Raw genomic sequence first — 19,418 nt, 5'->3', positions numbered from 1 at the left:
TTATTTTCGTCAAACCTGCCCCGCCAACACGCGGCGAAAACCGTTACCCATCGAACAGATACGCCAACACCCAAGATCCGGTGTTGCTTTAGATACGGCCAAAAACCGTCCTTTAGGGTTATGCCCATGGTGATGCAGGCATGGTCCGTCGAACGAGTCCGCGCAGCTGAAGAAGCCGCGAAAAAATTCCTCCCCAATGACGAACTCATGAACCGAGCCGCCCACGGGCTGGCCAACGTCCTAGCCACCCGCACCGACGAAATAGCCCAATACACCAGCCCCGGCGAAGACGTACGCATGATCGTCCTCGCCGGACCAGGCGGAAACGGCGGCGACGCCCTCTTCGCCGCAGCTTTCCTACGCCACCTCCACACCACCCGCCTCGAAGAAACCAACCCAACCCAAGCTCACGTCGCCGACATCGTGCCCGTCCTCCTCACCGGTCAAGCCCACCCCTCAGCACTCCAAGCCATCCACGACGCTGGACTAACCCCCCTAGACGCCAGCACCGACGAAGGCTTGGCAACAGCCGTCCACATGATCGCCACCGCCGACATCATCGTCGATGGCCTCTTCGGCATCGGAGGACGCCTCGACCTATCCCACCACGACGAAAACACCCCACCACCGGCAGCCTGGACCCTTGTCAACGCCATCCCCGACGACGCCTACCTCATCGCCGTCGACGTCGCCAGCGGCACCGACCCAGCCGGCGAAACCGAAACAGACAACTGCGTGTGGGCCGACGAAACCGTCACCTTCTCCCTCATCAAAGGAACCCACCTGCTCGCTGGCGAAAACGCCACCGGACTCCTCACCATCATCGACATCGGCATCGACGAATACGGACTACTCGGACTTGGAACCGACGGCGAACTCGCCAACGAAAACGAAGAACACATCGACGCCCTCCTCACCGACGGCCCCGCCACCCCCATGGCCGAACGCCTCACTTTCGATGACGTAAGCCACATGTGGCCCACCCCCGGACCCCGCGACGACAAATACTCCCGCGGTGTCGTCGGCATCATCGCCGGAGGCGAAAACTACACCGGAGCAGCAATCCTCACCGTTACCGCCGCAGTTAACGCCGGCGCCGGAATGGTCCGTTACATCGGCCCCCCAACCCCCACCAACCTCATCCGCACCCACATCCCCGAAGCAGTACACGGCCCCGGAAAAGTCCAAGCATGGGTAATCGGCCCCGGCCTAGACCCCCACCCCGCCGACGACGAAACCGGCCACAACCACCTCACTCACGCCCGCCAAGCCCTCGACTCCAACGAACCCGCCGTCATCGACGCTGGCGGGCTCGACCTGCTCACCGGCCCACGACCCCACGCCGGAGCAGCCACCCTCATCACCCCCCACGCCGGCGAACTCGCCCGCCTCCTCACCCGTCTCGACCCCGGCACCCCCACCAGCAGAGAAGACGTCGAAAACGCTCCCGTGAGCCACGCCCGCCGCGCCGCCGAACTCCTCCACGCCACCGTCCTACTCAAAGGCAACCGAACCCTAGTCGTACCCCCCACAGACAACCTGCCTATCCGCACCCAAACCAACGCACCCGCCTGGCTCGCTACCGCCGGTGCCGGCGACGTCCTCGCCGGAATCGCAGGGACACTCCTCGCCGCAGGCCTCAACCCCCTCGACGCAGGATCCCTTGCCGCCCTCGTCCACGGAGTCGCCGCCCACGACACCAACCCAGGCGGCCCCATCCGCGCACTCCACGTCGCCGAAACCCTCCCCACCACCATCGCCGCCCTCCTACGCCGCCCCAACTAACACCCCAGAGAACGACACACCCACACCAAGCTGCATAGGCTGCACCCAACACACCACCACGGAAGGACCACGCCTCATGGAGCTCACCCGCACCCTGCCCACCGCCGAAGACACCCGAAACTTCGCCCGCGAACTGGCCACCCATCTACGCCCCGGCGATCTCATCCTGCTCGTTGGAGAACTCGGCGCAGGAAAAACAACCTTCACCCAAGGGCTCGGCGAAGGACTAGGCGTACGCGGCCCCATCGCCTCACCGACCTACGCCATCTCCCTAGTCCACCCCAGCCTCACCAACGGCCCCGACCTCATCCACGTCGACGCCTACCGCCTGGGCGACCACGCCGAACTCGACGACCTCGACCTCGACGCCGACATGGACACCTCCGTCACCGTCATCGAATGGGGAGCAGGCATCGCCGAAGGGCTCTCCTCGGACTACCTCATCATCGAACTCAACCGAGCCGTCGGCGCCACCGACCCCTACGCCGAACATACCGATCTCGACCCCCGCACTATCCACATCCACCCCGTCGGCACCCGATGGACAACAACCCAAATCTTCGAGCGATCCACCGACTGATCTACCCTGGTTAGGTGCTTGCTCTGGCTATCGACACCTCCACATCCGCGATCACCGCCGCCCTCCGCGACGGAGAGCACACATACCTACGCACCAGAACCGACAGTCGCGGTCACGCCGAATGGCTATCGCCCCAAATATCAGAACTATTCACCGAAGCAGGACGTACCCCCAGCGATCTGACCCACGTCATCGCCGGTGAAGGCCCAGGCCCCTTCACCGGACTTCGCGTCGGCCTAGTCACCGCCGAAACCATCGCCTTGGCCACCAACGCCCAATACATCGGCCTATGCAGCCTCGACGCACTCGCCGCCGCCGCCATCCGCCACGGTGCACTAGAGGCCCACAGCGACTTCCTCGTCGCCTCCGACGCCCGCCGCAAAGAGGTCTACTGGGCGACCTATCACTGGGCCGGTACTACTAACGAAAACCCAACACTGGCCACCAGCCTCACCCGCACTAGCGAACCCGCCGTCACCAAACCCGCCGACCTACCCGAACACGTCCGCGCCCTACCCACTGTTGGACGCGGACCACACCTGTTCCCCGACTTCTTCCCCCACAGCATCGGCCCACTCGACGTCGACGCACGCGACCTGCTCGACCTCGCCTACGCCCACCACGACGCCGGTACCCTCCCCACCCACAAGCGCGCACACCCCCTCTACCTGCGCCGCCCCGACGCCAAAGCCAACGCCACCGCACCTCTGGTCCCCGCCGCTGCCAGCGAGTCCCGCGAGTGAACACAACCGTTCTACGCCCCGTACACCACCGAGACATTCCCCAACTCACCGCGCTAGAAAGCCAGGTGTATGGCAAAGATGCCTGGTCGGAATCATCGTGGTGGGGCGAACTCGCCGCCAGACCACAACGCGCCTACGCTATCGCCACCCCTAAAGATGCCCCCGACCTCATTTATGGATACGCAGGGCTGGACCTTGGCCGCGACATTGCCGACATCATGACCATCACCACCGCCCCTCACGCCCGAGGCACCGGAATCGCCACCCAACTCATGTCCTGGATGGTGCAAACCGCCACCGCCACCACAGCCACACACATGATCCTCGAAGTCCGGTCAGACAACGACGTCGCTATCGGCCTCTACACGCGATGGGATTTCACGACCATCTCCACCCGACCGAACTATTACAAGGGAGCAGACGCCCTCATCATGCGCCGCTCCCTATCCACCTCGCCTGAAAAGGCAGGTCAGAAGGAGACCGCATGAGCAGCGCACCCCTAGTTCTGGGAATCGAAACCTCCTGCGACGAGACCGGCGTCGGGATCGTGCGTGGCGGAGAACTACTCGCCGACGAGGTCGCCAGTAGCGTCGATCAGCATGCCCGCTACGGCGGTGTTGTACCTGAAGTCGCAGCCCGCGCCCACCTGGAAGCAATGGCCCCCACTATCGCCAGAGCCTGCGAAAAATCCGGCGTACGTCTGAGCGACCTCGATGCCATTGCTGTGACCGCTGGCCCCGGTCTGGCCGGCGCCATGCTTATCGGATTGGCAGCAGCCAAAGCCCTCGCTGTTGCCGTGAACAAGCCGCTGTACGGCGTTAACCACCTGGCCGGCCATGTGGCCGTAGACATCGTCGAACACGGACCCCTGCCCGAACCGATGATCGCGCTGCTGGTCTCAGGCGGACACAGCAACATCCTGCACGTCAAAGACATCACAAGCGACATCGTCCAGCTCGGGCAAACCGTTGACGACGCCGCAGGTGAAGCATTCGACAAAGTGGCGCGTCTGCTCGGCCTTGGGTTCCCCGGTGGGCCCCACGTCGACAAAGCCGCACAAGAAGGTGATGGCACAGCAATCACCTTCCCACGAGGACTCACTAGCGGACGGGACATGCAGCGCCACCGCTACGACTTCTCCTTCTCGGGAGTGAAAACAGCTGTGGCCAGGTGGGTGGAGGCCAAAGTGGCCGCTGGCGAGAGCGTGTCGGTCGCTGACGTCGCAGCCAGCTTCCAGGAAGCCGTGACCGATGTTCTTACCCGCAAAGCTGTCCTGGCCTGCAAAGAACACGACGTCAAACACCTGCTCATCGGTGGCGGAGCAGCAGCAAATAGCCGACTGCGGGCACTAGCTGAACAACGATGCGCCGAGGCAGGAATCTCGCTGCGCGTGCCCCGCCCACGCTTGTGCACCGATAACGGTGTGATGATCGCCGCGTTGGGCGCAGCGATGGTCGAACGTGGCATAGCCCCCAGCACCCTTGATATCCCAGGTGACTCCTCGCTGCCGATTGATGTTCCACAGGTGCGTGTCTGATGCGGGCTCCGCGACGTGTTCTCGCAGCCGCGGCTGCCGTGCTCGTGGGAATGTGCGGAGCGTGCGCGGCCGGTAGCAGCGAAGTGAAAGAAGCGGTGACCACAGGGCAACCCGACTCAAGCAAGTCACAACTATCTGGTCTTCCCACAAGTGCAGAGATGGCTCAAGCACGCACCGATGTCGAAAAGTTGCCGACGCGGCGCCTGGCTGCACAGATCGTGGTGCCCAGGCGCCCAAACGACTCGGTAGAGGCTGCTCGGTTAGTGCGTGAAATGGGGTACGGGGGAATGGCGCATTTCGCTGAACACACTCCGGCCGATAAAACCAAAGTGGTGCAGAACATCACCGAAGCTAACAAACGCATTAGTGCTGCCGTGCAAAGTGATCGCCAATGGCCTGCATTCATCGCCGTCGATCAGGAAGGCGGCCCAGTCACGCGGGTGGGGGATCCACTGACGAGGTTTGGGGCGGTGATGGGTCTCGGCGCTGCACGTGATACGAAATTGGCGCAGCGTGTGGGGGCTTCGTCGGCAACAGAGTTGGCTGGTCTGGGGTTCACAGTGGTGTTGGCACCAGATGCTGATGTGACTTCAGGTGAGCAGGATCCAACTATCGGGGTGCGTTCTGCTTCTTCTGACTCGAAGCTGGCTGCTGAGATCGTGGCTGGTTTAGCTCAGGGGTATGCCGATGGTGGCGTAGTTGCGGTGGCGAAACACTTTCCTGGTCATGGGAGTGTCCCAGCAGATACGCATCAAGGTCGAGTGCGGCAACGGATGCCGATGTCAGTGCTGCGCGACCGGGACTTTCTTCCTTTCCAGGAGTTGGTCGATGCTGGCGTGCCAGGGGTGATGACTGCACATATCGTGCTGGATGCGGTTGATGGCACAACGCCCTCCACGATGAGTCGCCCGGTGTTGTCAGGATTGCTGCGCCAAGAGCTGGGGTTCCGGGGCTTGGTGGTCACTGACGCGTTGGAGATGGGTGCGATCGGTATTGATTCCGGCGCTGCCGCTGTGCGTTCGGTATGGGCAGGGGCGGATGTGTTGTTGATGCCCTCGGATCCCAAGGCAGCTGTTGAAGGTTTGGTGAAGGCGGTGGAATCCGGAGCGTTAGACCGCTCTCGCCTGGTGGATGCGGCGGCTCGGATGGTAGCGACGCTGCGTCATGCGCCAGTGCGTGCCACCCAGGGGCCAACGCAACCTGGTTCGGGTAAAGATGTGGCTGATGCTGCGGCGGCTGCGGCGATCACGCAGCTCGGTGGTAAGTGCGGTGCTCCGCTGGTCAAAGGTGGCATTGTGATCTCTGGGGGCACTGCTGGCGATCGTGCGTTGTTGGCTGAGAGCGCGAAGGCTGCCGGGTTGGCTGTGGGAGCTGGGACTGCGGTGCGTTTGATTGATTCGGTGGTTTACCGAGCGGCGGAAGAGAAGAAGCCGCATTTGGTGGCTAAAGTGACACCGCCGACCCCGGATGCGGTGACGGTGGCATTGGATGTGCCGTATGCGCTTGCTCGGGAACAGGGAGCGACTTTGGCGACTTTTGGTCGGACTCCGGCAGTAATGCGGGCGTTGGTTGAGGTGCTGGTGGGGCATAAACCAGCGGCGGGGCGTTTACCGGTTGCTGTAGGGACCCACGCGGTGGGTGCTGGTTGTGGAGCTTCGCAATGACAACGGTCGCACAGTTTTTCGCGGTGGTCTTGGTTGATGAGTTAGTGCGGGCTGGGGTGCGGCATGTGGTGTTGTCTCCGGGGTCGCGGTCAGCTCCGTTGGCGTATGCGGCTCTTGATGCTGAGCGCGCTGGGCTGTTGGAGCTGCATGTGCGCACTGATGAGCGTTCGGCGGCGTTTTGTGCTTTGGGTTTAGGTAAGGCCACGGGGGTGCCTGCGGTGGTGGTGACGACCTCGGGTACAGCGGTGGCGAATTTGCACCCGGCGGTATTGGAGGCGCATGAGGCGCGGGTGCCGTTGGTTGTGGTGACGGCGGATCGTCCTCATGAGTTACGTCCGACGAGGGCGAATCAGACGACGCATCAGCCAGGGATTTTTGGTGGGTCGGTGCGGCTTGCGTTGGATTTGGAGGCACCGGTGCAGGGCGCTTCACCGATGCCGTATTGGCGTACATGCATGGATCGCACGGTTGCGGCGGCGATGGGTGCTGTGGGTGGTGTGCCGGGGCCGGTGCATGTGAATGTTTCTTTGCGTGATCCGTTGGCGCCGGAGGCTGGTGTGCGTCCGTTGGTAGGCGATGGGTTGCCGGAGGAGCTACAGGGGCGTCCGGGTGGGGTGGCGTGGACGGTGTGTGAGCCAGCGTCGTTGGTTGGTGGGGATGGGTTGCCGGAGGTGGCGCGGACGCTTGTGGTGGTGGGGGATGTTTCTGGCGATGTGCGTCAGCGGGCTTTTCAGTGGGCTGCGTTGCGTGGGCATCCGGTGTTGGCTGGGCCGTTTGGTCAGGGTGCTGAGGGTGTGGTGGTGCCGCACGGGCCGTTGGTTGCTGAGACGGGGGTTGCTGCGGTAGCGGAGAATGTGCCTGATCGGGTGGTTGTGGTGGGGCGGTTGACGTTGTCGCGTGCGGTGGGTGCGTTGGTGCGTCGGTCGGGGTGTGCGGTGGCGGTTTCGGCTGATCCGGTGTGGCCTGATCCTTCTCATGTGGTGAGTTCGGTGCATTCGGTGGGTGCGTTGTCGTTGATGTCACCGGTGTTGTCGGAGGATTTTGTGGCGGCGGCGCATGATTTTGGGCGGCGTTGGCGTGAGGCTGGGGTGGCGGTTTCGGGTGCTGTTGAGCAGGTGGTTCCGGGTACGTGGCCTAGTGGTCCTGCTGTTGCGGCGTGTGTATTGGGTGCGTTGCCTCGGGGAGCTCGGTTGTTTTGTGGTTCGTCTTCGACTGTGCGTGATGTGGCTTTTGTGGGGTCGGGTAGGGGTGATGTGGAGACAGTTGCTAGTCGTGGTTTGGCAGGGATTGATGGGTGTGTCTCGACGGCTGCGGGGATGGCGTTGGCTGATGATCGGGCTACGTTTGCGCTGGTGGGAGATTTGACGTTTGTGCATGACAGCGCTGGTTTGTCGGTGGGGCCGTTGGAGCGGCGTCCGGATTTGACGGTGCTGGTAGTTAATGACGATGGTGGCGCGATTTTTGACACGTTGGAGTACGGATCTTCGGATGTGCGGGGTGAAGATCCGCAAGGGTTTGTGCGGTTGTTTGCTACGCCTATCGGTACGTCGGTGGAGGCGTTGGCTAGGGCGCATGGTGCTCGGTTTGTGCGTGCGAGTACCCCGGGGGAGTTGGTTGAGGTAGCCGCTCAGGTGCCGTGTGGGTTCACTGTTGTGGAAATAGTGGTGCCGGCTATGAGGGCACGGGTGGACCGTGAGGCGTTGGTTAGTGCTGCGGATGTGGCTGTGGAGCAGGTGTTTTCGGTTTAGGGGTGGGTGTTTTGGGGTGGGGTGAAGGCGTTTTTCATGGGGAGGAGTTTGGCGTGGGATTCGTTGAGTTCTGCGGTGGGGTCGGAGGCGTCGACGATTCCGCAGCCAGCGAAGATGCGCATATTGGTGTGGGTTGGGTCGAGGTGACCGCAGCGTAGAGCGATGCCGAATTCGCCGTCTCCGTGGGAGTCGATCCAGCCGATGGGGCCGGCGTAGCGGCCTCGGTCCATGCCTTCGAGGGTGTTGATGAGGTTGTCGGCGGTGGTGCGGGGGGTTCCGCAGACGGCGGCGGAGGGGTGGAGTTGTTCGGCTAGCTCTAGGACGTTGATGTTTGTGTTGGTGTGTCCGGTGACGTCGGTGGCTAGGTGCATGACGTTGGGTAGGTCCAAAACGAAGGGGGTTTCGGGGACAGAGAGGGTGTGGCAGTGGGGTTGGAGCACGTCGGTGACTGAGGTGACGGCGTAGGCGTGTTCGTGGAGGTCTTTGGGGGAGTGGGTGAGGGTGCTGGCGAGGTTGGTGTCGGTGGTGGTGTTGCCGGTGCGGCGGATGGTTCCGGCCAGGATGCGGCTTGTGGCGGTGTTGTTATGTAGGCGGATGAGCATTTCGGGTGTGGCGCCGATGAGGCCGTCGATGGCGAAGACCCAGGTGTGGGGGTAGCTGTTGGTGAGTTGGGTGAGTAGCCATCGGGGGTCGATGGGGTGGGGGGTGGTGATGTGTTCGTCGCGGGCGAGGACGACTTTGTCGAGTTGGCCATTGGTGATGGCGTCGATGGCTTGGGTGACGCGGTCGGTCCAGGTGGTTTCGGTGAGGGTTCCGGGGGTGTAGGTGGCTGGGCCTGGTTCGGTGATGGGTGGTGCGGGGGGCGGTGGTGTTGGTGTGGTTGGGGTGGTGGTGATGGTGGTGTGCCAGGAGATGCCGTTGTGGGTTCCGGTGATGTGTTCGGGGACGATGAGGGTGGCGCCGTGGGGGGAGTGAGGGGAGTAGGCGAAGCTACCGAAGGCGATGAGTCCGGTTCCGGGGGCTTGGATGTCGTTGTCGATGGTGGCGTTGTTGGTGATGGTTTGCCACCAGGTGTTGGCGTCGGTGAAGCGGCTGTGGCCGTGGGTGGTGATGGTTGTGGCGCGTCCGTGGGCGATGAGTCCGTTTCCGTCGCGGACCCAGGCGAGGGTAGTGCGTGGGTCGGCGTCGCGTAGGGCGTTATGCAGGTGTGTGGGCCCGTCAGTGGGGGGTAGGGCAGTGGTGGTTGCGTAGAGGCGTGGGGTGGGCGCTTGGTTCACGGTGTGCGTCACATGGGGTGAGCTTACGTTTGGGGTGGTCATGGCGTCGAGCGGTTTGTCGTTTATTGGTTGGGTTTGTGGAATTTGTTGGCAATAGGTGTGCTGTTGGGGTGGGGTTTTGGCAGGTGAAGCGTTTATGGGGGTGGGGCAGTTGTGTTGCTGAGTGATTTCGTCCTGTGCGGGGTGTTTCAGGTGGGAGGATGGGGGTATGGCTCGCGCGAACTTGGATAAGAAACCTGCCGATGTGGCGAAGATGTTCGATGATGTCGCGCCGCGGTATGACATTACGAACACGTTCATGACTGGTGGGATGGAGACCTTGTGGCGGCGTTCGGTGATGAAGGTTCTCGATGCTCGTCCGGGCGATCGGGTGTTGGATATCGCGGCGGGGACGGGTACGAGTAGCGCGATTTTGGCTGATGCTGGGGTGGATGTTGTTCCGGCGGATTTCTCGATGGGGATGTTGCAGCAGGGGCGTCGTCGTCGTCCGGATTTGTCGTTCACTGCTGCTGATGCGATGGCGTTGCCGTTCGCGGATGAGAGTTTTGATGCGGTGACTATTTCGTATGGCATTCGGAATGTGGTGGATCCAGATGCGGCGTTGCGGGAGTTTTTGCGGGTGACGCGTCCTGGTGGGGTGTTGGTGATTGCGGAGTTTTCGCAGCCGGTGGTTCCTGGGTTCCGTGAGCTGTACAAGTGGTATTTGGGTAAGGGATTGCCGGCGGTTGCAGCGCGGGTGAGCTCGGATGCGGAGTCGTACATGTATCTGAGTGAGTCGATCATGTCGTGGCCTGCTCAGAGTGCGTTGGCTTCGCGGATTACCTCGGCTGGGTGGAAAGACGTGCGTTGGAGGAACCTCACTGGTGGGATTGTGGCGGTGCATCGCGGGGTGAAGCGTTGATGTCTGCGTGGCTGTTATACAGATCGTGTAATGGTGCTCACGTGTATGTACCGCAATTCGGTTGCCTGTACAGCGAGCCGCTAGTCTCACCCGGGTGGGAGCAGTGAGTACGGCCGGTGAAAATGTTGATGTCATCGTTGTCGGGGCGGGCCCAGGGGGTTCGACTGCGGCAGCGTATTTGGCCTCGGCGGGGCTAGATGTAGTTCTGCTGGAGAAGGCAGCTTTTCCTCGGGACAAGATCTGCGGTGATGGGCTGACCCCTAGGGCGGTGCGTCAGCTCATCGATTTGGGTGTGCCGACGCGGCTTGAGGATGGGTGGATTCGTAACCGCGGGTTGCGGATTATTGGTGGTGGGCATCGGTTGGAGCTGGATTGGCCTGATGATGTGCCCTCTTTTCCTTCGTATGGGTTGACGCGGGCGCGCATGAATTTTGATGAGATGCTGGCTCGCCACGCTGTGGGGCGAGGTGCGCGTCTTCTAGAACGGCATAACGTGACTGGCCCGGTGCTTGGCGCTGATGGGCGCACGGTGGTGGGTGTTGAGGCCAAGCTGATGGATGAGTCGGGCCGGGCCACGCGGGAGCGGGTGGTGTTCCGGGCACCGGTTGTGATCGCTGCTGATGGCAATAGCAGCCGTTTGGCGATTTCGGTGGGGCGTGAGCGTCGTGACGACCGGCCGATGGGGGTGGCGGTGCGTACGTACTTCCGCACTCCTCGCCATGATGACGACTACATGGAGTCGTGGGTTGAGCTGAAGGTGAAAGAAAACCGCGACAACCCGCGTAGCCGGGACATTTTGTTGCCGGGGTATGGGTGGATTTTTCCCTTGGGAGACGGAACCGCGAACGTGGGGTTGGGGATGTTGGATTCTTCCCCAGCGTTCGGGAAAGTCGACTACAAAGATGTGATGCAGCGCTGGGTGGCCAGCATGCCTGCCGAATGGGAGTTCACTCCTGAGACGATGACGACTCCGGTGCGAGGCGCGGCGTTACCGATGGCGTTCAACCGGTCGCCGTTGTATGAGAACGGTCTGCTGCTTATCGGTGATGCCGGTGGGATGGTGAGCCCCTTTAACGGTGAAGGAATTGACTATGCGATGGAGTCTGGTCGCATGGCTGCGGAAATAGTTGCGCAAGCTATCGCGCGTTCTACTGCTGAGCAACGTAACCGGGTGCTCTCTACTTACCCTGACCGGATGAAAGCTCATCTGGGAGGGCAGTTCATGCTCGGAACATACTTCGCTGCCCTGATCGGACACCCCGAAGTGATGCGTTTCGGTATCAAATATGGGCTGCCGCGAACCTCCTTGATGAAGATCTTGTTGAAGGTCATGGCCAATATTCGTGAACCTCACGGGGGTGTACGTACAGACCGTGTCATTGAAGCTTTGACGCGATTGACGCCTTCGGCATGAAAATCCTTGTGAATCTCTAAGATAAGGGTGATGCCGCCTGCCGTCATCCGCCCAAGCTCCCGCACCCATGGAGCATGAGGACGGGTCCCAGCGACGGCCTTCCAGCCCTTGAGGCGTCACCCACTGGTACGGGTCCCGCCGTTGAAAACACTCGCCCCACCATGATCAGAGAGGGGATGGCACGCCATGAACCCTTATGTGCCGATCCTGTTCTTCTTTTTCCTCGGTATCGCGTTCGCGGCTTTTTCCGTGTTTGGGTTCCAGCTTTTAGGACCCAAGCGGTACAACGCAGCAAAACTGCAGTCATACGAATGCGGTATTCAACCGTCACCGCACGCAGAGCAGGGTGGGCGTGTGCCGGTGAAGTTCTACACAACGGCGATGCTGTTCATCATCTTCGACGTCGAGGTGCTGTTCATGTTCCCGTTCGTGGTCGCCTTTGACCAGTTAGGGCTGTTCGCCCTCATCGAGATCGTGGTTTTCGTGGCATCGATTCTCATCACCTACGTATTCATCTGGCGCCGCGGCGGACTGGAGTGGGACTGATATGGCTAAAACTGATGGAATGACGCCCTACCGGGCATGGGCCGATTCGAAGCTGCCTGCGGGCGTACAGATCGGCAAGCTGGACCAAATCGGTGGCTTCCTGCTGAAGCACTCAATGTGGCCTGCCACGTTCGGTTTGGCTTGTTGCGCTATCGAAATGATGATGGCTGGCGCCCCGGACTACGACATCGCTCGCTACGGGATGGAGCGCTTCGGCGCCACACCACGACAGGCTGACGTGATGATCGTCGCTGGTCGCGTGAGCCAAAAATTCGCGCCTATCGTCCGCCAGGTATGGGACCAGATGCCCGAGCCGAAATGGTGCATCTCCATGGGTGTGTGCGCCAGCTCCGGGGGCATGTTCAACAACTACGCGATTGTGCAAGGCGTGGACCACATCGTCCCGGTCGACATCTACCTACCAGGATGCCCACCTCGACCCGAGATGCTCTTCGACGCGATCCTCAAACTGCACGCGCAGAGCCTGCGTACCCCGCACTTCTCCCCAGCGACTAAACGCGAACTGGCTCGCCGTATCGAAGGAGAAGCAATGGCAGCCACACCACTATCCGAACGTAAGGGGCTGTTGGCATGACGGAGAACACCCCCCACGGTGCTCTCACCGACGAGGAAAACCTCCCCACCCGCACCGAAGACCAATACGGCCCCGTCAAGCGAGGCCAACGGCAGGGCATGTTCCACGCCAGCACCGGTGACACCTCCGGGTACGGCGGCCTCATCACACCGAAACTGTTCCCCGGTCCCTCACCTCGGCCATACGGCGGCTGGTTCGACACCGTCGCCGACGCGCTCGCTGAGGCACTGCGTCAAGCAGGTGGACCCTCGTATGAGGAAGCAATCGAAGCGGTTGTGATCGACCGCGGCGAAATGACCGTGATGGTGCGCCGCGAGCACCTGCTCGCCGTGGCCCGGCAACTACGTGACTTTCCCGAGCTGCGGTTTGAACTGTGCGGTGGAGTCAACGGTGTCCACTTCCCGCAAGAGACGGGACGTGAACTGCACACCGTCACCCACTTCACCTCCATCACGCATGGATGCCGCCGCATCCGGGTTGAAGTGACCTGCCCCGACAACGACCCCCACATTCCCTCCATCGTCGAGGTGTACCCCGCCAACACCTGGCACGAGCGCGAAACCTGGGACTTCTTCGGGATCATCTTCGATGGTCACCCGGCTTTGACCCGCATCCTTATGCCCGACGACTGGCCGGGGCACCCCCAGCGGAAGGACTACCCGTTGGGGGGAATCCCTGTCGAGTACAAAGGCGCAACCACACCACCCCCAGACCAGCGGAGGTCGTACAACTGATGACCACCAACACGAGTGAAAACGCTGACGTCATGCACGGTGATGTGCGCGCTTCAGGTGCAGCGTCCGATAACGCTGACGGTTACCTCATCAACGCAGTCGGGGGTGACTGGGACCAGCTCACCCAAGAGGCCATGGAACACAGCGACGAACGCATCGTTGTCAACATGGGCCCGCAGCATCCCTCGACTCACGGCGTGCTGCGCCTGATCCTCGAACTTGATGGCGAAACAGTCACCGAAGCCCGCGTTGGGATCGGATACCTGCACACCGGTATCGAAAAAACAATGGAGTTCCGCACCTGGACACAGGGCGTGACGCTATGCACCCGCATGGACTATCTGACCCCGTTGTTCCAGGAGACGACATATTGCCTGGGCACTGAGCGGCTTCTGGGGATCGAAGACCAAATCACCACCCGCGCCAGCGACATCCGCGTGATGATGATGGAACTCACCCGGATCAGTTCACACTTTGTTGCTGTGGCCACCGGTGGGCTAGAGCTGGGTGCCACAACGGTCATGGAAATTGGTTTCCGTGGCCGTGAAGCATGCCTGCGCGTCATCGAAGCCATCACTGGTCTGCGTATGAACAACGGCTACATCCGTCCCGGTGGTGTGGCTCAAGACCTCCCCAGCAACTGGCAGGCTCTCCTTGAACGTGAACTGCCAGAGCTGATCCGCGCAGAGAAAGAGCTCGAAGACCTCACCCTGGAAAACCCCATCCTCAAGGGGCGTTACGAAAACGTCGGCGTTCTCGACCTAGCCGGATGTATGGCATTGGGCGTCACTGGCCCCATCCTGCGCTCGGCTGGATACCCCCTGGACCTGCGCCGCGCTGACCCGTACTGCGGTTACGAGAACTACGACTTCGACATCTGCGTATGGGACACCGCTGACGCATACGGTCGACTGCGCGTACGACTGAACGAAATCAAAGAATCCATCAAGATTCTGCGCCAATGCATCGACCGGCTACGCGCCACCGAAGGCCAGCCAGTCATGATCGCCGATAAAAAAATCGCGTGGCCTGCACAACTGTCTGTTGGCACTGACGGGCAAGGCAACAGCCTGGAACACATCCGCGAAATCATGGGCGAATCGATGGAGTCGCTCATTCACCACTTCAAGATCGTCACCGAAGGGTTCCGAGTGCCCGCAGGTCAGGCCTACCGGCCCGTCGAGTCTCCCAAGGGCGAACTCGGCGCCTACCTGGCCTCCGACGGAGGAACCCGCCCCTACCGGGCTCACTTCCGAGACCCGGCCTTCCACAACCTGCAAGCCGCCGCGGTGATGATCGAGGGCGGATACCTGGCGGACGCCGTTGTGGCGCTGGCCTCCATTGACCCGGTGCTGGGAGGAGTGGACCGATGAGTAAAAACTGGGACCAGCCGAACTACGGCACCCAACCTGCAACGGACGACGCAAGCTGGAGTGAGGACACCCTCGCTGGGTTGCGCGCCGATGCAGCGCAAATCCTTGGCCGTTACCCGAGTAAACGATCCGCGCTCCTGCCGCTGCTGCACCTGGTGCAAAGCGTCGACGGATACGTTTCACCCGAGGGGATCCGGTTCGCGGCCGAGATGACCGAACTCACCCCCGCCGAAGTCAGCGGCGTGGCCACCTTCTACTCACAGTACAAACGCCACCCCAACGGCGAATACACCGTCGGTGTCTGCACCAACACGCTATGCGCTGTGATGGGCGGAGACGCCATCTTCGATCGCGTTTCTGAGCATTTGGGCATCGGCCACGACGAAACCACCGAAGATGGACGCATCACTCTTGAACGAGTCGAATGCAACGCGGCCTGCGACTACGCCCCCGTGGTGATGGCGAACTGGGAGTTCATGGATGCACAAACGCCCGAATCGGCCGTGGCCATGGTTGATGACATGCGCGCCGGTAAAGAAATCCGCCCCACTCGCGGCGCCGCAAAGGTGTGTTCCTTCAAAGAAGTGTCCCGCGTTTTGGCAGGATTCCCAGATGGGCGTGCTGATGAAGGAGTCGGCGCCGGAGAGAACTCGCTACGCGGCCTGAAATACGCCAAGGAACACGGCTGGGCAGACACAACCAGCTCTAAGGAAGGACAGGCATGAGTACACAACTCATCCCCGTCCTCTCGCGGTACTGGGACGAACCACAGTCGTGGACGCTGGAAACATACCAGCGACATGAGGGATATGAGGGGCTGCGTAAAGCCCTCGCGCTTAGCTGTGAAGACCTCGTTCAACAGGCGAAAGATTCCGGTCTACGTGGCCGTGGGGGAGCGGGGTTCCCCACAGGTATGAAATGGGGATTCCTGCCTCCGGATGACGGCGGCCCCCGCTACCTCGTGGTCAATGCGGACGAGTCCGAGCCAGGTACTTGTAAAGACGTGCCGCTCATGATGGCCACCCCCCACGTGCTCGTGGAAGGTATGGCAATCACCTCTTACGCCATTAACTGCCACCACGCGTTTATCTACTTGCGCGGCGAGGTCGTGCACGTTTACCGGCGCCTGATGAATGCTGTGCAAGAGGCATACACAGCCGGGCTGCTGGGCAAAAACATCATGGGCAGCGGTTTCGACCTCGACATCACTGTGCACGCCGGTGCCGGTGCTTACATCTGTGGCGAAGAAACAGCGCTGTTGGATTCCTTGGAAGGGCGCCGCGGACAACCCCGTCTCAAGCCCCCGTTCCCTGCTGTTGCTGGTTTGTACAGCCGCCCCACCGTGGTCAACAACGTGGAGACCATCAGCCAAGTGGCGCCGATTTTCCTGCATGGAGCGGACTGGTTCGCCAAGTTCGGTACAGAGAAAAGCAAAGGTGTTGGCATCTTCAGCCTCTCTGGCCACGTCACCAGGCCAGGTCAGTTCGAAGCACCGTATGGCATCACCATGCGGGAACTACTCACCATGGCAGGTGGGGTCCGTGCCGGTCACGAGCTGAAGTTCTGGACTCCTGGTGGTTCCTCGACACCACTGTTCACTCCCGAGCACCTCGACGTGCCGCTGGATTATGAACAGGTCTCGGCCGCCGGATCCATGCTGGGTACCCGTGCATTGCAGGTATTCGACGAGACTGTTTCGGTAGTCAAAGCGGTCTCCCGTTGGATCGATTTTTACGCCCACGAGTCATGCGGCAAATGCACCCCCTGCCGTGAAGGCACGTACTGGCTGCAACAGATCATGACGCGCCTGGAGAAAGGACAAGGGCAGCCCGGCGACATCGAAAAGCTCGAAGACATCGCGAGCAACATCGCTGGCCGTTCTTTCTGCGCTCTCGGCGACGCTGCCGCCACACCGGTTCTGTCCGGCATCAAACACTTCCGCGACGAGTTCGAGATGGCCATGACCACCCCGGTTGACGTCTCATTCCCGCCGCAGCGATCCGTTCTGTTCGTGAAGGAGGGCATGTCCTCATGACAGCCCAGAACACTGCAGGCGTCGAGAACGTCACTGTGACAATTGACGGCGTCGAGGTGAGCGTCCCCAAGGGGTCCCTGATTATTCGTGCAGCCGAACAAGTCGGGATTGAGATCCCACGGTTCTGCGACCACCCACTGCTTGACCCTGCCGGTGCCTGCCGTCAGTGCCTCGTTGACGTGGCCATGCCAGGCCGCGATGGCGAAGTCCGCAAAATGCCTAAACCCCAAGCCGCCTGCACCATGACGGTGATGGAGGGCATGGAAGTCCAAACCCAGCTGACCTCCCCTGTAGCCAAAAAAGCGCAGGAAGGTGTGATGGAGTTCCTGCTCATCAACCACCCGCTGGATTGCCCAGTCTGTGATAAGGGCGGGGAGTGCCCGCTGCAGAACCAAGCAATGTCCACCGGACGGCCTGTTTCCCGGTTCACCGACATCAAACGCACCTACTCCAAACCCGTCGGCATCTCTGCACAGGTGCTGCTGGACCGAGAACGGTGCGTGCTGTGCCAACGCTGTACGCGTTTTTCTGACCAGATCGCCGGTGACCCGTTCATCGCTCTGGTTGAGCGAGGCGCGCAGCAACAGATCGGTATCTTTCAGGATCAGCCGTTCCAGTCGTACTTCTCCGGCAACACGGTGCAGATCTGCCCGGTAGGTGCTTTGACAGGTGCCATGTACCGGTTCCGGTCACGGCCGTTTGACCTGGTGTCTACGCCGAGCACATGTGAGCACTGCGCAGCTGGCTGTGCGCAGCGCACCGACCACCGCCGAGGTGTGGTGTTGCGTCGCATGGCAGCAAATGATCCGGCGGTCAATGAGGAATGGAACTGCGACAAGGGACGCTGGGCATTCCAGTACGGCGCTGCTTCAGACCGCATCGACTACCCACTGGTTCGTGATGCTTCTGGACAGTTGCGTGAAGCGAGCTGGCCTGAAGCGCTGGCTGTGGCAGCCGATGGGTTGTCTGCTGCGCTTGGACGCAGTGGCGCTGGGATCCTGCCCGGTGGTCGCCTCACCCGTGAAGATGCCTACGCATACGGGAAATTCGCGCGAGTGGTGGCTGGCACCAATGACATCGACTTCCGGGCCAGGCAGACCTGCGAGGAGGAAAGCAATTTCCTAGCTTCCAGCATCGCCGGTCGCGGCCCAGCCGAAGGTGCCGTCACCTACACCGACCTGGAAAAAGCCACCTCAGTGCTGCTGGTTGGTCTTGAACCAGAAGACGAATGCCCCATGGTTTTCCTGCGACTGCGTAAAGCGGCCCGCAAGAAAGGCCTCAAGGTCTACTCGATCGCGCCTTTCGCTTCACGCGGCCTTGAAAAGATGTTCGGCACACTCATCGAGGCAGCCCCCGGCACTGAGGCTGAGGTAATTGAGGCGATGCGCACCGGGCACCCTGAACTGGGTAAATACGCCGATATTATGAGCGAGGATGCGATCATCCTTGTCGGTGAACGCCTCGCAGGCGTGACCGGCGCGCTATCGACAGTGCGTGCTTTCGCCGACAAGACCGGAGCCCGCCTGGCCTGGATTCCACGCCGTTCCGGAGAACGCAGCGCACTCGAAGCTGGAGCGTTGGGTTCTGTGCTTCCAGGTGGCCGCCCCATCTTGGAGAACATCGCCCGCTCCTTTGTTCAGAACGTTTGGCAGATCACGAAACTGCCAACCAATCCTGGACGCTCAACCGCAGAGATTCTCCGCGCTGCCGCTCACGGTGAACTTGATGCTCTACTTGTTGGTGGGGTCGAGCTGGCTGATCTGCCAGAGGCCGATGTGGCTCGTACCGCCATGGAACGTGCCTTCGTCGTCTCGCTGGAGATCCGCCGCAGCGACGTCACCGACCTTGCTGACGTGGTTTTCCCTGTCTCGGCTATCGCAGAACGCAACGGCACCTTCGTCAACTGGGAAGGACGCCCGCGTCAAACACAGGCATCCCTGAGCAGCCGACACATGGCAGACCACCGGGTACTAGACATGCTCGCCACCGAAATGGGCCACGAAATCGGCACCGCTACTCTCGAGCTGGTCCGCAACGAGCTAGCTGAGTTCGACCCGTGGAGCGGACCCCGCGCACCATTCCCCGCTGTGGCACCCATCGGCCTGAACCGCATCCCTGCTGGCGACGCCATCCTCGCGACCTGGCGACAACTGCTTGACCTTGGTCGTATGCAGGACGGCGATCCTTTCCTCGCCGACACCGCGCGCGACACCGTCGCCCGACTATCGGCAGGAACCGCCAGCACCATCGGAGTCACTGACGGCGACTACATCACAATCTCCACCGACACCGGCTCCATCGAACTACCTCTCATTGTCACTGACATGGTCGACAACGTGGTCTGGGTTCCCGCTAACTCTGGCGGATCCCAAGTCCACACCATGCTCGGCGCCAGCGCAGGAGACGTAGTCCACCTGGCCGCCGGCGAACCCAAATCCGTTGAGCCCACACCGGCCACAGCCGGAAAGGAAGGTGTGGCATGACCT

The 19,418-nt window shown here is 61.4% G+C and carries 17 protein-coding genes; 16 read left to right on the top strand and 1 reads right to left on the bottom strand.

Annotated elements, in window-relative coordinates:
• Nucleotides 1-126: 126 nt before the first annotated feature.
• The 7 genes from DXZ77_RS07045 to menD all read left to right on the top strand — a co-directional run bounded on the left by DXZ77_RS07045 (nucleotide 127) and on the right by menD (nucleotide 8,057).
• A complete protein-coding gene (locus tag DXZ77_RS07045; RefSeq protein WP_258553185.1) occupies nucleotides 127-1,785 on the top strand; it encodes a bifunctional ADP-dependent NAD(P)H-hydrate dehydratase/NAD(P)H-hydrate epimerase in 1,659 nt (552 codons plus the stop codon).
• A 76-nt stretch (nucleotides 1,786-1,861) separates the two neighbouring features.
• The gene (tsaE, locus tag DXZ77_RS07040; protein ID WP_115030986.1) at nucleotides 1,862-2,365 is read left to right on the top strand and encodes a tRNA (adenosine(37)-N6)-threonylcarbamoyltransferase complex ATPase subunit type 1 TsaE; all 504 of its coding nucleotides are present in this window, start codon (nucleotides 1,862-1,864) and stop codon (nucleotides 2,363-2,365) included.
• A 14-nt stretch (nucleotides 2,366-2,379) separates the two neighbouring features.
• Nucleotides 2,380-3,108 (top strand): tRNA (adenosine(37)-N6)-threonylcarbamoyltransferase complex dimerization subunit type 1 TsaB, encoded by a 729-nt coding sequence (gene tsaB, locus DXZ77_RS07035; protein WP_115030984.1) that lies wholly within the window; start codon nucleotides 2,380-2,382, stop codon nucleotides 3,106-3,108.
• Nucleotides 3,105-3,596: a GNAT family N-acetyltransferase gene (locus DXZ77_RS07030; RefSeq protein ID WP_115030982.1), complete on the top strand. Its 492-nt coding sequence runs from the start codon at nucleotides 3,105-3,107 to the stop codon at nucleotides 3,594-3,596. Before tsaB ends, DXZ77_RS07030 begins: the two co-directional genes overlap by 4 nt.
• Complete coding sequence (gene tsaD / locus DXZ77_RS07025) at nucleotides 3,593-4,645, top strand: tRNA (adenosine(37)-N6)-threonylcarbamoyltransferase complex transferase subunit TsaD (RefSeq protein WP_115030980.1); 1,053 nt, start codon at nucleotides 3,593-3,595, stop codon at nucleotides 4,643-4,645. Before DXZ77_RS07030 ends, tsaD begins: the two co-directional genes overlap by 4 nt.
• Before the next feature lie 158 nt (nucleotides 4,646-4,803).
• Nucleotides 4,804-6,309, top strand: coding sequence for a glycoside hydrolase family 3 protein (locus DXZ77_RS07020; protein ID WP_181816061.1), 1,506 nt, complete (start codon nucleotides 4,804-4,806; stop codon nucleotides 6,307-6,309).
• Nucleotides 6,306-8,057 (top strand): 2-succinyl-5-enolpyruvyl-6-hydroxy-3-cyclohexene-1-carboxylic-acid synthase, encoded by a 1,752-nt coding sequence (gene menD, locus DXZ77_RS07015; protein ID WP_115030976.1) that lies wholly within the window; start codon nucleotides 6,306-6,308, stop codon nucleotides 8,055-8,057. The genes DXZ77_RS07020 and menD overlap by 4 nt, the downstream gene beginning before the upstream one ends.
• Here menD and DXZ77_RS07010 read toward each other — a convergent pair.
• Nucleotides 8,054-9,346: an isochorismate synthase gene (locus DXZ77_RS07010; protein WP_147279215.1), complete on the bottom strand. Its 1,293-nt coding sequence runs from the start codon at nucleotides 9,344-9,346 to the stop codon at nucleotides 8,054-8,056. The two genes, menD and DXZ77_RS07010, sit on opposite strands and share 4 nt — an antisense overlap.
• 196 nt (nucleotides 9,347-9,542) lie before the next feature.
• On the opposite strand from DXZ77_RS07010, the gene DXZ77_RS07005 reads away from it, so the two are divergent.
• The 9 genes from DXZ77_RS07005 to DXZ77_RS06965 all read left to right on the top strand — a co-directional run bounded on the left by DXZ77_RS07005 (nucleotide 9,543) and on the right by DXZ77_RS06965 (nucleotide 19,415).
• The gene (locus DXZ77_RS07005) at nucleotides 9,543-10,235 is read left to right on the top strand and encodes a demethylmenaquinone methyltransferase (protein WP_115030972.1); all 693 of its coding nucleotides are present in this window, start codon (nucleotides 9,543-9,545) and stop codon (nucleotides 10,233-10,235) included.
• A 103-nt stretch (nucleotides 10,236-10,338) separates the two neighbouring features.
• Nucleotides 10,339-11,649: a geranylgeranyl reductase family protein gene (locus DXZ77_RS07000; protein ID WP_208303718.1), complete on the top strand. Its 1,311-nt coding sequence runs from the start codon at nucleotides 10,339-10,341 to the stop codon at nucleotides 11,647-11,649.
• Between the two features lie 186 nt (nucleotides 11,650-11,835).
• The gene (locus tag DXZ77_RS06995) at nucleotides 11,836-12,195 is read left to right on the top strand and encodes an NADH-quinone oxidoreductase subunit A (RefSeq protein ID WP_115030969.1); all 360 of its coding nucleotides are present in this window, start codon (nucleotides 11,836-11,838) and stop codon (nucleotides 12,193-12,195) included.
• 19 nt (nucleotides 12,196-12,214) lie between these two features.
• Entirely contained in the window at nucleotides 12,215-12,790 is a 576-nt protein-coding gene (locus DXZ77_RS06990; protein WP_115032711.1) for an NADH-quinone oxidoreductase subunit B, read from the top strand.
• The gene (locus DXZ77_RS06985; protein WP_115030967.1) at nucleotides 12,787-13,524 is read left to right on the top strand and encodes an NADH-quinone oxidoreductase subunit C; all 738 of its coding nucleotides are present in this window, start codon (nucleotides 12,787-12,789) and stop codon (nucleotides 13,522-13,524) included. Before DXZ77_RS06990 ends, DXZ77_RS06985 begins: the two co-directional genes overlap by 4 nt.
• Nucleotides 13,524-14,897: an NADH-quinone oxidoreductase subunit D gene (locus DXZ77_RS06980; protein ID WP_115030965.1), complete on the top strand. Its 1,374-nt coding sequence runs from the start codon at nucleotides 13,524-13,526 to the stop codon at nucleotides 14,895-14,897. The genes DXZ77_RS06985 and DXZ77_RS06980 overlap by 1 nt, the downstream gene beginning before the upstream one ends.
• Nucleotides 14,894-15,622 carry an NADH-quinone oxidoreductase subunit NuoE gene (gene nuoE / locus DXZ77_RS06975; RefSeq protein ID WP_051277174.1) on the top strand — a complete coding sequence of 243 codons (729 nt, stop codon included), beginning with the start codon at nucleotides 14,894-14,896 and terminating at the stop codon, nucleotides 15,620-15,622. The genes DXZ77_RS06980 and nuoE overlap by 4 nt, the downstream gene beginning before the upstream one ends.
• Nucleotides 15,619-16,932: an NADH-quinone oxidoreductase subunit NuoF gene (nuoF, locus tag DXZ77_RS06970; RefSeq protein ID WP_115030963.1), complete on the top strand. Its 1,314-nt coding sequence runs from the start codon at nucleotides 15,619-15,621 to the stop codon at nucleotides 16,930-16,932. The genes nuoE and nuoF overlap by 4 nt, the downstream gene beginning before the upstream one ends.
• The gene (locus DXZ77_RS06965) at nucleotides 16,929-19,415 is read left to right on the top strand and encodes an NADH-quinone oxidoreductase subunit G (protein ID WP_115030961.1); all 2,487 of its coding nucleotides are present in this window, start codon (nucleotides 16,929-16,931) and stop codon (nucleotides 19,413-19,415) included. The genes nuoF and DXZ77_RS06965 overlap by 4 nt, the downstream gene beginning before the upstream one ends.
• The last annotated feature ends 3 nt before the right edge of the window (nucleotides 19,416-19,418 follow it).

Origin of the sequence: Dermatophilus congolensis (genome assembly GCF_900447215.1) — a bacterium.
Lineage (GTDB): Bacteria > Actinomycetota > Actinomycetes > Actinomycetales > Dermatophilaceae > Dermatophilus > Dermatophilus congolensis_A.
The sequence above is the reverse complement of the archived record's forward strand: the minus strand, read 5'-3'. Positions and strand labels throughout refer to the sequence as shown.